This is a genomic window from Vibrio sp. R10-SG-ISO4 (genome assembly GCF_059834135.1).
The window spans coordinates 281,484-297,112 of sequence record NZ_JCBDHJ010000018.1; the positions used below are offsets into that span (position 1 = coordinate 281,484).

The window sequence follows — 15,629 nt, forward strand, 5'->3', positions numbered from 1 at the left end:
AACAACCAAAACAAGGAAAGAGTAACGTGGCTGAATTTAAGTACCAACACCTCTCACAGGAAGAGCAAGACAAACTCGATGCCGCTGTGTTTCGTCGCTTGCTGTCACACCTCGATGACAATAAAGACGTGCAAAATATCGACCTGATGATCTTGGCGGGTTTTTGCCGCAACTGCTTTAGCAAATGGTACAAAGCCGAGGCGGACAACCAAGGGTTAGAATTAGACATTGATGACGCACGCGAGCGTGTTTACGGTATGACTTACGATGAGTGGAAGCAAAACCATCAACCTAAGGCTACCCCAGAGCAGTTGGCTGCCTTTGAAGCTCGTCAGAATCGCACCAAATAGCGAGTAGTAGCTACAGAGCGAATCAAAGCAGTAGCAAACGTCAGAGACAAAAAAGCCAGCGCAGGTTCCACCTCGCTGGCTTTTGTTTAGATTGCGCCTATGTTTAGATTGCGTTTAGGGGCGGTTTAGAGCTTAAGAAGCACCTTAACATCGCCCGTAACAGCAGACTCATCCACATAGCCAATCGCGCTGGCATTCGAAGAGACTTCCGCAATCACGCCGGCGTAATCCGCCACTTGAACAGGCGCTTCCGCTTTACCCGTGAAGACCAAGCGTGACCAGGCCGATTGCAGCTGAGACTCACTGCGACCCGTGGCGATTTCATGAAAAGCAATACGCCCAGCGTCACCATCAGCCAGCTCAACGATACGCGCAGTTGAGCCATTGTCGAGCTTGGTTTTTTTGCCCATAAAGAGCTTTTTCACATCACCTGCTGAAAGTGAGTCCACACCAGCCGGATTACCAATCACGACCATACCTGCTAGCGCATTGAATGAAAGGGCAGAAGCCGCTAATAAAGTGATCAGTTTTTTCATCGCTTCCTCCTTAGAATACAAAGTCTAGACGTGCAGAGTAGACGAAGGTGTCTTGCTCCAAAAATTCAGAATATGAACTGTTTATATTTGTTTGATAGCCGCCTGATGTATCTTTGTAGTCAACGTATGTAACATCAAATTTTAGAGCCATATTTTGATAAAAATCCCAACGGCTACCCAGAGAGTATGAAATGCGCTCGTAGTTAGAGATCTTATTTAGGGCAAGAGCGGTTTGGTATGCTGATTGATCCGAAACGGCGAGCGCGAGGCTAGGTTCGGGACGTTCATCATCATCCGTGGTTTCTACCCAGCTTGAGGCTATGTAAGGAGTAAATTCGCCAATACGATACCCGACTAAGCCAGAGAGTGAACGAGTGTCATAGAATTTTCCGTCCAATTGAACGTCGGTACCTTCGACATTAACGAGTAAGTCGCCATTATCGTACTGTGCTCCGAGGGAAATAAACTGCCCATCTTTGTCTTTGGCTATCACAGAGAGGTTACAGCCATCGCTGCTGTCAGTACATTGTGGATCTGCTGTTGCTCTAAAATATGAGCCACGTAAAGTAATATCTTCGTAGTTCCAACTCGCCGATAAACCCATTAATTTGTTGAGTTTCACCTCACCAATGCGAGAATCATCTTCGTCTACTGTACCAATCCCAACTACTGGTTGAATAAGCAAGGTTGATTCATCAAAATCGACTGGTATTAGGAGCTCAGCGCCAGTATACCCTTTTAAGACAATGTTCTGATACGTCTCTTGAGAGGGTCTCAACATTGGATAGGCGTATCCTAAGTCGATGTAATCCGAGTAGAAAAACAATGGTAGGCGTAACTTACCAGCACGAGCGGTGAAAGAGTCAAATTCGTAGGCAAGGTAAGCCATTTCAAATTTTGGATCGTAGTCATATTGACTGTTTGCAACAATTTGAGTGACAAACTTAGCTCGATCATTCACTTGGAAGTCAAACTGAATTCCGGCGAGTGTTTCTTGTTCCCACTCAACGTTGTCATCAGTGTATCCTGCATAGCCGACATCATTGTCTGCTTTACCGATACCAACGGAACCAAATCCTCCGATAGATAGGTCTTCTAAACTGGCAGCGTTAGCGCCAAATGCGGCGAGTGCCACACAGCTTGCTAGAATCGTTCTTTTCATCCTGAACTCCACTACTTTATGTTGGGGGTTATCATAGTTATTTAATTTTGGGCGAATTTGTCCACACCATCACGCTTACGAGACGGTGTGAGAGACAAAGAGATCGCTACTTGACCTTAAAGTGACTCGTCAGTTCGGTTAAGTTAGCGGTAATAATGTTGATGTTTTGCGCGACGCTATCGAGCTCACCGACACTGTCTGCCGTACCTTGAGCCATGTTGCGGATGTTGGCCACTATGGTTTCAATCTCTGCGGATGTGCGTTCTTGCTCTTCTGTGGAAGAGGCAATCAGTTCGTTTTTGTGGCTAATATCCGAGACGTCAGCGGTGATGCGTTGCAAAGATTGCTCAGCAACGAGCGATTTCTCTACGCACGCTTCCGCTTTGTTGGCGCTTTCGGTAATGATGTTGGCAGCGGTTTTGGTCTGTTCCTGTAACTGCTGCAAGACAGATTGAATTTCTTGAGTAGAGGTTTGAGTGCGAGAAGCGAGGGTGCGCACTTCGTCGGCCACCACGGCAAATCCGCGGCCCTGTTCGCCCGCGCGGGCGGCTTCAATGGCGGCGTTAAGCGCCAGTAAGTTGGTTTGCTCAGCAATGGCGCTGATCGCATCCAGAATCGAGCCCGCATTTTGGGTGTTGGCATCGAGTTGTTGAACGACGGTCGAGGCGTTTCTCACGTCTTCCGTCAGCTCTTGAACGGCAGTGATGGTGCTCTTAACCTGCACTTCACCGTTGCTGGCTTGCTCACTGGCGCTGTTGGCTGAGACGGAAGCATCGCTGGCGTTGGAAGCAATCAGCCTTGCAGCTTCAAACAATTGCGCCAGTGAGCGAGAGACTTCTTCGATCGCTTGGTATTGTTTATCTGACAGGCTAGAGGTCGAATGGCTTGATTCCACTAGAGTGGTGGATATATTGTCCAGCTTGCTGACGTTTTCGATAGTGCGGGTGACGTTTTGCTGTAACTTGTTAACGAATACGTTGAAGGAGTCCACCACAGGTTTCAATTCATCGCGTTTGTCATGTTGAATTCGAACAGTGAGATCGCCATCGCCCTCTGCAATGTCGCGCATGTTTTCGGCCAAGGCACCCAGATCGCGGCGAATACCGCGAGTGACAAATGCGCCCATGACGATGATCAGAGCCAGCGCCACAACACCAAGAACGCTCATGTTGCGACTTGCGGTCACGTTGTCACTTTGTAGCTCCGTCACCGACTGCTCAAACTCATCAATGCGAGCTTGAGAGAAATCGGACATTTGGGTGGTCAGTTGGCTAAGAAGTTGGTTGTTTGCTTCGGCTTTTCTGGCCGCCTCGGACAGATCGAGTTCGCCATCAATCATGCCGAGCGCGACATCATAAGTGCCATTGAAATAGCTCTCTAACGTCGATTTAAGTTGCGCAGTCTGTGATTTCAGTGCTGGCTGCAAAGTGGCTTGCATCTCAAAGTTGCCGACGATTTCCGCGAGCGTGTCACGGTTGATCTCGAGCATCTCTTCATCACCGAGTGTTACGGCGAGATTGAATCGCTCTGCAAGCTGGGAGAGCAGCACAGAGTTCAGGGAGGCCGAGTTCATCACGGGGTAATAAAGCTTATTGATATCACGAACTTGTTCGGTGTTATTGGTGAGGGTTGAGCCACCGATAGAGAGAATGCTCACAAAGCCGAATAGCGACACCAAGCAGAGTGCAAGGACCTTCCCACGAATGGAGAGCGACAGCATAGAAATTTCCTTATTTCAGTATCAACAAAGATGTGTGACAGTGATTGTTTATAGATTTTGTATTGTGGTTAATGATAATAATCACATCTTATCAATACTAAAACAATAACCTAGCCACGTTATTTTGCTATTACTGTGAAGGATAGTCGCTCTTTTGGGACTCTGCTGAGTTTAAAACAAAAGTCGTAGGTTAAAAATTGATTTTTGTATGACTTAATTCGTTTCTGTTTTCATTATTTATAATAAAAACAACGGGTTGATAAATGCGCGTTTTTATCGCCCGTTGTTTGAATTTATCGGATGTTTAGCCCCGTTCCTGTGGTTTCAAATTGTTTAAGTTGCGTGAGGTAAGGCGCTAAATCACCAATGTGATCCTCAACCCATTCTGGTGAAAAGTAAGTATCGAGGTAGCGCTCGCCACTGTCACAGAGTAGCGTGACAATCGCGCCTTGCTCGCCTTTGGCTTTCATTTCGCTGGCGATTTGCAGCGCGCCGAACAGATTGGTGCCTGTAGATGGCCCCACTTTACGCCCCAGAATCCCCTCAAGCCAATGGATGGTCGCGACCGAAGCAGCGTCAGGAATGGTGCGCATTTCATCGATAACGCCGGGAATAAAGCTCGGTTCAACTCTTGGGCGGCCGATCCCTTCTATTTTACTGCCGCAGTCGAGCGTCAATGAAGCATCGCCAGTACGATAAAATTGATGGAACACTGAGTGTTCTGGGTCAACCACGCACAACTTGGTGTTGTGCTGTTGATAGCGAATAAAGCGGCCAATGGTGGCGGAAGTGCCGCCTGTTCCAGGGCTCATAACAATCCAACTGGGGATAGGGTGCGTCTCGAGTGCCATCTGGCTAAAGATCGAGTTAGCAATATTGTTGTTGCCGCGCCAGTCTGTCGCGCGCTCAGCATAAGTGAACTGGTCCATATAATGGCCGTTGAGCTCTTTGGCGAGGCGGTGAGATTCTGCGTAAATCTGGTCGGTGCGTTCGACCAGATGCGCTTTGCCACCATAAAATTCGATTTGTTCTATTTTTTTCCGCGCGGTGCATTTGGGCATCACGGCGATAAAGGGCAGCCCAAGTAGCCGCGCAAAGTACGCCTCTGAGACCGCGGTACTGCCGGAAGAGGATTCAATGATCGGAGTGTCAGGCCCGACCCAACCATTGCATATTGCGTACAGAAACAGTGAACGTGCCAATCGGTGCTTGAGCGAGCCGGTAGGGTGCGTGCTTTCATCTTTTAAGTAGATATCAATGCCGTCAACACACGGCAAATCGAGTTTGATGAGATGAGTATCGGCGCTGCGTTGATAGTCCGCTTCAATTTTGCGCACAGCGCTGTTTATCCAATCATGATCTTTACACACGGTATCGCTTCCATTGTTCATGCAATGAAAATAAACTAACTTCAAATAAGGAGAAATGCTTATCTATTTTTCCTTGTATTTACTGTCATCGTAGAAAAAAATTCTCCCATAACCCATAACCCATAACCCATAACCCATAACCCATAACCCATAACCCATAACCCATAACCCATAACCCATAACCCATAACCCATAACCCAAGGCCTCACCATGCAACTAGACCGTATCGATAAAACTCTCCTCAACTTGCTGCAACAAGATGCGACGCTGTCGTTGAACGATCTGGCGGATGCGGTCAATCTAACGACGACACCGTGCTGGAAGCGGCTGAAAAAGTTGGAAGAGAGTGGCGTTATAGAGCGTCGCGTTGCGTTGCTCAACCCTGACAAACTGGAGTTGTCGTTTACGGCGTTTGTGTTAGTGAAAACATCGGATCACTCGCATGGCTGGTATAGCCACTTTGTCGAGACTGTGTCGGAGTTCCCTGAGGTGATGGAGTTCTATCGGATGGCGGGAGAGTATGACTACATGATGAAAGTGCTGGTGAAAGACATGCCGTGTTTTGACCGTTTCTACAAAAAGTTGGTCAACTCGGTAGCGGGTATCTCTAATGTCACGTCGACCTTTGCTATGGAACCCCTGAAATACACCACGGCGTTGCCGATTCAGGGTTAGCGTTATGATTAGCAATAACTGGCAGCGCCTGAAAAATAGCGCCGTGCTTGGATGATTCCAAGCACGGCATTGGCGTTATTGAGTAAATCGCATCACACCTTCTTGCACCGCAGTGGCGACCAGGTGTCCCTCACGATTGTATATCTCGCCGCGGACTAAGCCTCGGGTATTGCTGGCGGTCGGGCTCTCGATGGCATACAGCAACCAGTCATCCATTTTAAAAGGGCGATGGAACCAAATAGAGTGGTCGATGGTGGCCACTTGGAACTTAGGCGTCATCAAAGAAACACCGTGCGGATGAAGCGCGGTCACGAGGAACCCCCAGTCAGAGGCGTATCCAAGCAAATATTGGTGAATCAGTTGATTGTCGGGCATCTCACCGTTGGCACGAATCCAAAGATACTGCTTGGCGTCGACTTTTTGCGGATTTAACGGATTGACGACCGTGACCGGGCGCATCTCAATCGGCTTCTCTCCACAAAACGCTTTTTTCAGCTTCTCTGGCAAGATGTGTTCGATTTGCGCGGCGAGCTCAGACTCGGATTTAAAGTTTTCAGGCCCCGGAATATTCGGCATGGTGTTTTGATGCTCAAAGCCCGGCGCATCACCATGATAGGAGGCGGTGAGGTAGAAAATCGGTCGACCGTTTTGAATCGCTTTTACCCGACGTGTGCTGAAGCTTCGGCCATCGCGCAGGTTTTCCACATCGTAAATGATCGGTTTTTCCGGATCGCCAGGGTAGAGAAAGTAGCTGTGAAACGAGTGCACAGTGCGCGCATCATCCACTGTGTAGCGAGCGGCAGAAAGCGCCTGACCAATCACTTGTCCTCCATAGACTTGCGGTAGGCCAAGATTTTCACTTTGGCCGCGAAACAATCCTTCTTCTAATTTTTCAAGTTTCAGTAGTTCTAGGAGTTCTTTGAGAGGTTTACTCATTGGCAGATCCTTCCCCTTGTCGAGCGGGTTTCATAGGTACAGGTTGACGATAGCGACTATTTTATCGGTTGAGTGATAAATTTAAACAGCTGTATGAAATTGTAGTCAGACTTTTCTGATTTGCGTTAGGTCGCGGTCAACTCTTTCATCAATAAACACCACTGTGCACAGCCATCGTTTATACTCAAGACGATTCTCCCGCTTACGTTGGGTTTTTGGCGAACAAATTAAAGAGGCACTATGAAAAAGAATATCACGCATTGGTTTTTAGCATGCACTGCGATACTTGCGCTCGCAGGTTGCCAAGCGGGGCAACTGTCGGAGACTGCGCCGAAAATGGACACAGTCTCCGGTACTCTTGCCTACCGAGAGCGGATCGCACTGCCGAGCGAAGCCTTGGTGACGGTCACGTTGCAAGATGTGTCACTGGCGGATGCGCCAGCAAAAGTGATCGCCAAACAGCAGTTTTCGGCGGATGGGGCACAAGTTCCGTTTGCGTTTGAGCTCAGTTACGATCCGAGCCAAATTGACGCGCGACATACTTATAGCGTCAGCGCAAGAATTGAGGTGGGTGGGAAATTACGTTTTATCTCTGATACCGCGTATCGCGTGATTACCGATGAAGCGAAAACGCAGCAAGTGAATCTAATGCTTAAAGGTGTGCGTTAAACATCGTCTTAAGGCTGCCAGCGATAGCGAGCCAGTCTTACTCGGCCTTGCGGTGATACCTCAATGCCCTCTTCAATGAGGGCGTTTTTTTGTCGTTCAAACGCTTCGCCTTTCAATGAGAGCTTACCTTGACTATTGATAACCCGAAACCAAGGCAGAGATGATCCCTCCGGCAGTTGGCCCAGCGCTCGGCCGACATGTCTTGCGTAACCTGGGTAACCCGCCATTTTTGCGATCTCTCCGTAGGTAGAGACCTTTCCACATGGAATTTGGTGAATCACAGCAAAGATTTGCGCGAGAAACTGGTCCATAATGCTTTTGTCCTAGTTCGATTTTTTCCATGGAATGGATAAGGAGAGAGGATGGTATTGTCTACATTTCAGTTCTTTGTCGCAACACTGCTCGCGGTGATTTGCGCCCGCGCCATCAGCATGAGTGAAGGAGACATCCCACTGCTCGCGATGCTCATTCCTGCGCTTTGGATATTGCCTCAAGGCGGTATTGTCGGGCTGATATTGATCGGTGCAATGACGGTTTACGGCTTGACGTTGCCTTATCAGCCGATTGCGTTGTCTGTCAGCCAATGGATACTCTTCCCGCTCTTAATGGTGGTGTTCTCAAAACGCAGCAATATGTGGGTGGTGTTAACCACCGCATTGATTGTCGCAGCGCTGCAAGTTGGCATTATGGTCACACAGGCCGGTGGAAAATTAGAGGGCAGTGCCTTTATCACTGTGCTGCAAACCCTCTCAATATTGGTGGTGTGGTGGTCAGCCAATCACTGGAAACCATCGAATAAACATAGCTGGTGGGCGCTCAGTTTGATCTTGCCCCTGTGGATGGCTGAACTCTCCTACGGCGTGCTGGTGGCACTTTCGCTGACGGGCATGATTGCCTCAATGGAAACACTGACGAAGCTAAAAACACTGCGTTGGGGGAAGTTGCTCTGTTGGACGCTGCCGACCGTCGGATTTGCTGCTTTAGTGGTGTCGCCCAATATAGACGTGCCCAACCCGGTATTTGTGGTGTGGTTTGCCTTGTTAGGCACGGCATGGATGACCGATTACATCCTTCGCAGTGCGGAAGAAGCAGAGATTTAGTTGCATAGCTCTCACTATAAAATGTTTGGCTAGCAATTACTTGGCGTATGCAACCGAGTGTGCGAGAATCTTGCGTAATTGCAATCTCATGCAAAGGGGTGAGCAGTCTTCACCAGGACTGGTTACTTGGGTTAGTTTTTCGCTAGAGACATGAACAATGTGGTTTAGGTTTTGGCTACGGATGGTCAAACTCGGCCAAGGATTGTGGCTACTGTTGGCGTTGATGGGAGGAGCCCATGCAGCGCAAGAGCAGTATCGGGTCGCGATGGAAGCCGATGACGTCGTCACGAGGACGCTGTTTGATGCAGTGTCGCAGCATTTTTCCATCAAAGTAGAGTATGTACGCTATCCTAGTTTTAGCAACATCTTACAGTCTGTCGAGTCTGGTGAGAGCGATTTCGCGGCCAATGTCACCTATACCCCTGAGCGTGCTCAATACTTCGATTTTTCTGCGCCCACTAACATTGAATACACCTATTTATTTAGCCCCCAAGCCCGCCGTTTAGGGGACGTTCAAGTCGTGGGCGTGCCCAACGGCACGATTTATGGTGAGTTGATTGAGCGCCACTTTCCTGCGATTACCCTCATCGAATACTCGGGCCATCACGAAGCGGTTCGACTACTGAATGCCGGCGAAGTTGACGGCGTTGTTGACGCCATTAACCAGCTTAAGCCGATGTTGCTTTCTGGTTTTGATGCTGAACTGCTGAACGATCAAATCCCGATTAAACCGGTCTCTATCGTGACGACCAAAGGCCAACACTCGGATCTCTTGGCAGCGATAGAACATTACGTCCATAGCGCTAGCGTACAAAAACTGTTGCGTGAGTCGATTCGACAATACCAATTTAATATTCGCAGAGATGCACTACGAAATGTGGCGAAAGAGAGCGGCCTTGACCTTGATCGCCCACTGAGAGTGAAGTTGGAGAATTTTGGTCAGTACGCGACCTATCATGCCGACGGCAGTGTGTCTGGGATCGCAGCTGACGTTTTTTTTCAAGCGTGCGACATCTTACTGCTTAAGTGTCAGCTTGAGAGCCAAGCCAACGAAACTTGGGAAAGCATGTACCAAGATCTGGTCAATCAGGCCATCGACGTACTTGCTCCGGTTGCGGTGCTGGAATCGCGTCGGGGCGAGTTGCTCTTTGGTGATTCTTACTACTTCCCTGAAGCGATTTTGGTCAAACGGGAAGGGTACAAGGAGGGCGTCTACAGCAATATTTCTGAATTGATTGCAGAGCGTATTGGCGTGATCAAAGAGGCGGCATCTGAATCACTGCTGAATGTCTTGCTGCCCAACAAGCGTTTTAAGGTCTATAACAGTAGCCAGGCGTTGGTGACGGCGCTGCTGAATGGCGAAATCGACTACATCCCCATAACGCGCGGCAGCTTCCATGCGCTGCTGCGTGAGAGCAAAGAGGTGTTGCCACTCGAAGAGGACACCGCGATAGCGCCTTTCTACCGTTCAGAGGTAGCGATGGGCTTTGCAAACAATGAACTCGGAGCGCAATTGGTGCCGCTGTTCAATCAGGCGCTGACGATGATCGACGTCGAGAAAATCATCCACAACTATGATAACCAGCCAGACTGGAAAGCCACGCTGCATAACGAGAAAAGCTTAGCCCAGCAGAACCAAGCATTGTTTCTGTTTGTGCTGGCGTTCTTGGTCATCGTGGCTTATTTCCTCTATAGCCAATCGAATACGGATAACTTAACGCGTTTGAGAAACCGGCGTGCCATGCAGCGTAAATATCGACTCGGGCTCAAATCGCGTGACACCTTGGTCTATTTTGATGTCAACGGCTTCAAAGCCATTAATGATACCTATGGGCATGAAATTGGTGATGAGGTGTTAAAAGCGATCGCCAACCAGATCGTTCGCTACTGGCAAGGCAGCGCTTATCGTATCGGTGGAGATGAGTTTATCTTGATTGGCCCGATGGATGAAGGGCAGCTGGATATTCTCGCTCAACATGTTGCTGCCTTAACCTATACCTCATGGGATAACAGTGTGTCACTCAACATTACGTTGGCTATGGGTGTTTGCCAAGCGAGTACTCGCTCTCTGACGCTTCAGCAAGCCCTGAATCAGGCGGATCAAGCGATGTACAGCCACAAACGCAAGCAGCGAGAGCGCAGTAGCCAAGGCGCAAAGAGCAAAGCAGCTTGGTTAACTGCTCCGTCAATGGCTGATCAGCCACAATTGCCTAATGATTAGGCAGTTAAGCCGTTTTTCGTTGATTTGTCTGGTTAACCGCTTGAAATCAGTCAGGCGATGATTAATAATCCCCACACTTCTTAGCACACAGTCGCAAGAAAAACGAATCAATGGAGGCTCTGGTCCTCCCGCAACAATAGCTTGTGAACTCGGTCAGGTCCGGAAGGAAGCAGCCGCAGCAAGTGACTTGTGTGCCGGGATGTGGCTGGGGCTTCCACCCTTTTGAAGCCTGCAATATATGTCGCATAAATTGCAGGCTTTTTCATATCTGCACAGCATTGGGTTCTGTGTCGCTAGGCGAAGCATTCATCTCACGTATACAGGATATGACAGTCTTCATCAGTTAGCTTATATTTGCCCCTTTTCTTTTTTCGACAAATTCAACAACCACTTGACCAAAGTAACGATTGACTCACTTTCCCTCACCTCACTATGTGGTCAAATTTACTACCGCACTGCAGAGCAACAGATAGCTATGATTACGATACGAGACTACCAGCACTCAGACGCCCTAGAAATGTGGCAGCTGAAGTTCCAAACGATTAGAACCGTGAATATCAAAGACTACACTTTTGAGCAAGTATCCGCTTGGGCTCCGGATGGCTTTGATATGGCGGTTTGGCAAAAGCGCGCAGACGACATGAAACCTTTCGTCGCGGAATTCGAAGGCAAAATAGTCGGCTTTGCAGATTTACAGAAGGGTGGGTACATCGACCATTTTTTCTGTCATGCCGAGTATCAAGGCATCGGGGTAGGGCGACGATTAATGGAGCACCTATTTACGAAAGGACGTAGACTAGGCATCAAGCGTTATTATTCTCACGTGAGCATCACCGCCCGTCCGTTTTATGAGCACCTTGGCTTTCGTGTTGTAGCAAAGCAGCAAGTCGATGTACGTGGGCAGCAACTCACCAACTTCATAATGGAAACAAGCGGTCAAGATTGATTGGGCAATGGCCCGAAGTGCGAATTTTTTACCCGCTTACAATTGGCTTTCTATCGGCAGCCATCCGCTGATCCAAGCGCCCATTTTTAACCATAGGCTAGCATCGGGTTCGCTATCGAATTGCACGGACTGCGCGTGATCGATCCAAATCAGTTCGCCCTCTTGCACAGTGACTTGGTAGGCCTTCTCATTCAGTTTACTGTACAGCTGCGCTAAGGCGCGCTCAGCGTACTCAGGTTGTTCGAACAGTACCGCCAACTCGGTATTGAGCTCCGCAGAGCGCGGGTCAAGGTTCATCGAACCGACGGCAATTTTGCTCCGATCGAGTACGATGACTTTGGCATGTAAGCTGGCGTTACTGCTGCCCTTGATGCTCCAACTGTTGTCGATGTCTGCTGTCGCTTTGACCTCCCAAAGGGTAACGCCGCCTTCAATGAGCGCTTGGCGATATTTCGCGTACCAACCGTGAACGGCGAAAACGTCATTGGACGCGAGACTGTTGGTAATAATCGTCACTTCAATCCCTTTCTCAACCGCTGAAATCAAGGCTTGTGTACCAGATTCCATCGGGACAAAGTAGGGGGAAATCAAGACCAACTCACTCTCTGTTTGGCTAAGAAATTGTGTCAATCCGCTTTTTAGTGGCTCGCCTTGTCCTAGCACTTTGTTTGGCGAGTCGTAGATAAGCTGCGCCTTACCCCAGAAAAGCGAGAGTTCTGCGTTAATAAGCTTTTGATAAAGAGGTAACTGGGTAAAGTCGTATTGGCCCTGCGTGAACTGCTCTTCGATTTTAGAGCTTGCGACCCAATCTGAGATGGCTTCAGAGGTGAGCGGTGTGCGATTGGGGTAAATCCACTCCATTGGGATAGCGAAGTCGCTGTTCCAATATTCATCGAACTGCTCACTCACCGCTGCGACGGCTTCACCGTGCATCAACAGATCAAAGTCGCCAAACTCGACATCCGATTGAAATGAAAAGTACTCATTGCCAATGTTTCGCCCGCCAATCACTGACGCGACATTATCTGCCGTGAGTGATTTATTGTGCATGCGGTGGTTAAGACGGTCAAAATCACTGAGGAAGGCCGCGCCGCGCGCTGTGCGATATTGGTGAGGATTGAATAGACGAATCTCGATGTTTGGGTGCGAGTTGATGTAAGCCATGACCTTGTCATCGCGCTTTTGCATGTCGTCTAACAATAGGCGAACTCGGACGCCTCGCTCTGCGGCGATGAACAGTCGCCAACTGAGCAGTTGGCTGGTTTCGTCGTCACGGAAAATATAATACTGAAGATCTAAGCTTGCCTGTGCGGATTCAATCAGCGCCAAGCGAGTCAGGAGAGCGTCGTGGCCATGCTCTAAAGGATAGAATCCTGTCTCTCCCGGCGTCTTTTTCGAAAGGGCAGAAAAATAGTGATCTAAGGGTGAGTTATGCTGATATGGCAGGGCGGTGCTGGTGGTCTTCTCATTATGGGTGTCAGGTGACAGGGAAGTACACGCCGTCATGGCGATCATAACTAAGCTAATCAACATCGTTTTAAATAAAGAAGACAAAGCCAGCGCCTGTTCAAAACCGATAGATACCCTTGAGTGTAAATGAGTCACGCTGGAGAACTTGCTATTTTGCGTTTTTGAGATGGATAAGTATGAGAGACGTCACATTGGCGGTTTATAAAGCATTCCACGCATTCGCCACGACGATGAATAGCTAAAAAACACACAAAATAAAGCTCTAAATTTATCAATTTAGAGTGGGCTATTGACTGACGTGTTGAGCATTGGCAGTGAGTTATTTATTTCGTGAATGATCACTTTTGGCGCAGGTTGACTAAATAGGTGCATCATGGTGATTCGCTTCACAGAACCTCTCATCGGATAAGCGATTTGTAGTTAAGTAGTCGCCACCTTTCATAACTAATGTTAAATTTTCTGCACGCTTTCTAGCAGATGATGCTAGATGCTGGTGTTTATTTAGACTAAAAGGCGCATTAGTCTGTCTGCAGATGTAAAGAAATGCCAACTCTCTGGCAAACGTTTACGTATGCAGAATTATATGCCAATTCATTGATATGATCGTGGAATATTACGGTTGAATGCTACAAATTTATGGCAAATTGCTTCAATGGTTGGTAATGTGTGCCGCAATCTTTGTGGGGTTATTAGGTGATTATTGGTCGAATTTTGGGCTAAAAAAACCTAAATCACTGGCCGTTCAAGTGAAAACCACAAAGACGTCATGGATGCAAAAGAAAAACTTGGAGTTTTACTCATGTACAAGAACAAAATCACACAAGCCCTTCTACTAGGTGCCGGCCTTGCAGTGGCCTCTACCGCAACTTTTGCCGCTGATGTTCCAGCGGGTGTCGAACTAGCAGCAAAACAGGAATTCGTCCGTGGTAACGGTACGGAAGTGGCGTCGCTAGACCCTCATAAAGTTGAAGGTGTGCCTGAGTCTCACGTTCTACGTGATTTGATGGAAGGCCTTGTTATCCAAGATGGCCCGGGTAATACCATCCCAGGTGCTGCTGAATCTTGGTCTACTGAAGACAATCAAACGTTCACATTCAAAATCCGTAAAGATGCGAAATGGTCGAACGGCGATCCTGTCACCGCTTATGATTTTGAATACAGTTTCAAACGCGCTGCTGACCCAATGACTGCGTCTCCTTACGCTTGGTATATCGAATACACCAAGATGAAAAATGCGAAAGACATCATCGCAGGGAAGAAAGACGTGGCTGAGCTGGGTGTGAAAGCCGTGGATGAGCACACGCTCGTGGTGGAGACTGAAGTACCACTGCCATACTTCGTGAAGATGATGGCGCACACCACGATGTACCCAGTACACAAAGCGACGGTTGAGAAGTTCGGCAACGACTGGACGAAACCAGGTAACTTCGTTGGCAATGGTGCGTACGTGTTGTCTGATTGGGTAGTGAACGAGAAGATCGTTCTAGAGCGCAACGCTAACTACTGGGATAACGCCGATACCGTCATTGATAAAGTGACTTACCTGCCTATTGAAAACCAAAATGCGGAAATGAACCGTTTCCTATCGGGTGAAATCCACATGACTTACGAAGTGCCAAATGAGCAGTTCCGTCGTCTTGTGAAAGATTACCCAGATAACGTGGTTGTTTCACCAAACCTATGTACTTACTACTACGGTTTCAACAACCAACGTCCTCCGTTTGACGATGTTCGCGTACGTAAGGCGCTGTCTTACTCGATTGACCGTGACATCATCACTCAAGCGATTCTAGGTCAAGGCCAAAAACCTGCTTACGCATTGACGCACAGCGGCATCACAGGTTTCGCACCTGAGGCGCCAGAGTACGCGACAATGACGCAAAAAGAGCGCGTAGAGAAAGCGAAAGAGCTTCTTGCTGAAGCGGGCTTCGGTCAAGGCAAACCTCTTGATTTCACGTTGCTGTACAACACCAGTGAAAACCACAAGAAGATCGCCGTCGCGGTTCAATCTATGTGGAAAAAATCGCTGGGTGGTTTCGTCAACGTTAAGCTCGAGAACCAAGAGTGGAAAACTTACCTAGACAGCTCTAAGCAAGGCAACTTTGACGTTCGCCGTGCAGGTTGGTGTGCAGACTACAACGAAGCCTCTACCTTCCTAGCGATTGCGATGACTGAAAACGGTTCAAACGACCAGAAATACTCTAGCGAGATTTTTGATAAGGCCATGAACGACGCAGTAAAAGTAGCGAAAACTGAAGAAGAGCGTAACAAGTACTACGCGATCGCAGAAGCTCAGTTGGCACAAGATATGCCAATCGCACCTATCTATCAGTACGTTCAGCCACGTCTAGTAAGCAAACAGCTTGGTGGCTACCCTGATCAAAACCCGCAAGACAATATCTACTCAAAAGACATGTACATTATCAAAAAGTAATCCTTGAGTAAGATATCCAGTGCGCTGATAGCCCGCGTTA

General features: G+C 48.4%; 14 protein-coding genes and 1 other RNA gene. 8 read left to right on the plus strand and 7 right to left on the minus strand.

Annotated features, from left to right (window positions below; genetic code table 11):
* The first annotated feature begins 26 nt into the window (after window positions 1-26).
* Complete coding sequence (locus tag AC6R03_RS14230; RefSeq protein WP_500631678.1) at window positions 27-350, plus strand: DUF1244 domain-containing protein; 324 nt, start codon at window positions 27-29, stop codon at window positions 348-350.
* Window positions 351-475: 125 nt separating this feature from the next.
* Here AC6R03_RS14230 and AC6R03_RS14235 read toward each other — a convergent pair whose 3' ends face one another.
* From AC6R03_RS14235 to AC6R03_RS14250, 4 genes are all read right to left on the minus strand, one after another.
* Window positions 476-886: a phosphate ABC transporter substrate-binding protein gene (locus AC6R03_RS14235; RefSeq protein ID WP_334550902.1), complete on the minus strand. Its 411-nt coding sequence runs from the start codon at window positions 884-886 to the stop codon at window positions 476-478.
* Window positions 887-896: 10 nt separating this feature from the next.
* On the minus strand, window positions 897-2,048 hold the full coding sequence (locus AC6R03_RS14240; RefSeq protein ID WP_500625877.1) for a hypothetical protein: 1,152 nt from the start codon (window positions 2,046-2,048) through the stop codon (window positions 897-899).
* A gap of 106 nt (window positions 2,049-2,154) precedes the next feature.
* The gene (locus tag AC6R03_RS14245; protein WP_500631698.1) at window positions 2,155-3,621 is read right to left on the minus strand and encodes a methyl-accepting chemotaxis protein; all 1,467 of its coding nucleotides are present in this window, start codon (window positions 3,619-3,621) and stop codon (window positions 2,155-2,157) included.
* A 440-nt stretch (window positions 3,622-4,061) separates the two neighbouring features.
* On the minus strand, window positions 4,062-5,138 hold the full coding sequence (locus AC6R03_RS14250; RefSeq protein WP_500631677.1) for a PLP-dependent cysteine synthase family protein: 1,077 nt from the start codon (window positions 5,136-5,138) through the stop codon (window positions 4,062-4,064).
* Between the two features lie 210 nt (window positions 5,139-5,348).
* On the opposite strand from AC6R03_RS14250, the gene AC6R03_RS14255 reads away from it, so the two are divergent.
* The gene (locus AC6R03_RS14255; RefSeq protein ID WP_487903569.1) at window positions 5,349-5,813 is read left to right on the plus strand and encodes an Lrp/AsnC family transcriptional regulator; all 465 of its coding nucleotides are present in this window, start codon (window positions 5,349-5,351) and stop codon (window positions 5,811-5,813) included.
* Window positions 5,814-5,888: 75 nt separating this feature from the next.
* Here the strand turns inward: AC6R03_RS14255 and tesB are convergent, their stop codons facing one another.
* Window positions 5,889-6,749 carry an acyl-CoA thioesterase II gene (tesB, locus tag AC6R03_RS14260; RefSeq protein ID WP_334550896.1) on the minus strand — a complete coding sequence of 287 codons (861 nt, stop codon included), beginning with the start codon at window positions 6,747-6,749 and terminating at the stop codon, window positions 5,889-5,891.
* A 240-nt stretch (window positions 6,750-6,989) separates the two neighbouring features.
* On the opposite strand from tesB, the gene AC6R03_RS14265 reads away from it, so the two are divergent.
* Window positions 6,990-7,418: a YbaY family lipoprotein gene (locus AC6R03_RS14265; protein WP_500631676.1), complete on the plus strand. Its 429-nt coding sequence runs from the start codon at window positions 6,990-6,992 to the stop codon at window positions 7,416-7,418.
* A gap of 8 nt (window positions 7,419-7,426) precedes the next feature.
* On the opposite strand, the gene AC6R03_RS14270 is transcribed toward AC6R03_RS14265, so the two are convergent.
* On the minus strand, window positions 7,427-7,729 hold the full coding sequence (locus AC6R03_RS14270) for an MGMT family protein (protein WP_500625882.1): 303 nt from the start codon (window positions 7,727-7,729) through the stop codon (window positions 7,427-7,429).
* A 51-nt stretch (window positions 7,730-7,780) separates the two neighbouring features.
* Between AC6R03_RS14270 and AC6R03_RS14275 the strand changes: the two genes are divergently transcribed.
* From AC6R03_RS14275 to AC6R03_RS14290, 4 genes are all read left to right on the plus strand, one after another.
* Complete coding sequence (locus AC6R03_RS14275) at window positions 7,781-8,518, plus strand: VP0952 family biofilm-associated protein (protein ID WP_500631675.1); 738 nt, start codon at window positions 7,781-7,783, stop codon at window positions 8,516-8,518.
* Window positions 8,519-8,699: 181 nt separating this feature from the next.
* The gene (locus tag AC6R03_RS14280; protein ID WP_500631697.1) at window positions 8,700-10,739 is read left to right on the plus strand and encodes a GGDEF domain-containing protein; all 2,040 of its coding nucleotides are present in this window, start codon (window positions 8,700-8,702) and stop codon (window positions 10,737-10,739) included.
* Window positions 10,740-10,856: 117 nt separating this feature from the next.
* Window positions 10,857-10,953, plus strand: an RNA gene (gene ffs, locus AC6R03_RS14285) — signal recognition particle sRNA small type.
* 261 nt (window positions 10,954-11,214) lie between these two features.
* Entirely contained in the window at window positions 11,215-11,685 is a 471-nt protein-coding gene (locus AC6R03_RS14290; RefSeq protein WP_500631674.1) for a GNAT family N-acetyltransferase, read from the plus strand.
* A 36-nt stretch (window positions 11,686-11,721) separates the two neighbouring features.
* Here the strand turns inward: AC6R03_RS14290 and AC6R03_RS14295 are convergent, their stop codons facing one another.
* On the minus strand, window positions 11,722-13,218 hold the full coding sequence (locus AC6R03_RS14295; RefSeq protein WP_500631696.1) for a phospholipase D family protein: 1,497 nt from the start codon (window positions 13,216-13,218) through the stop codon (window positions 11,722-11,724).
* 736 nt (window positions 13,219-13,954) lie between these two features.
* On the opposite strand from AC6R03_RS14295, the gene AC6R03_RS14300 reads away from it, so the two are divergent.
* On the plus strand, window positions 13,955-15,589 hold the full coding sequence (locus AC6R03_RS14300) for an ABC transporter substrate-binding protein (protein WP_334550882.1): 1,635 nt from the start codon (window positions 13,955-13,957) through the stop codon (window positions 15,587-15,589).
* Window positions 15,590-15,629 lie beyond the last annotated feature (40 nt).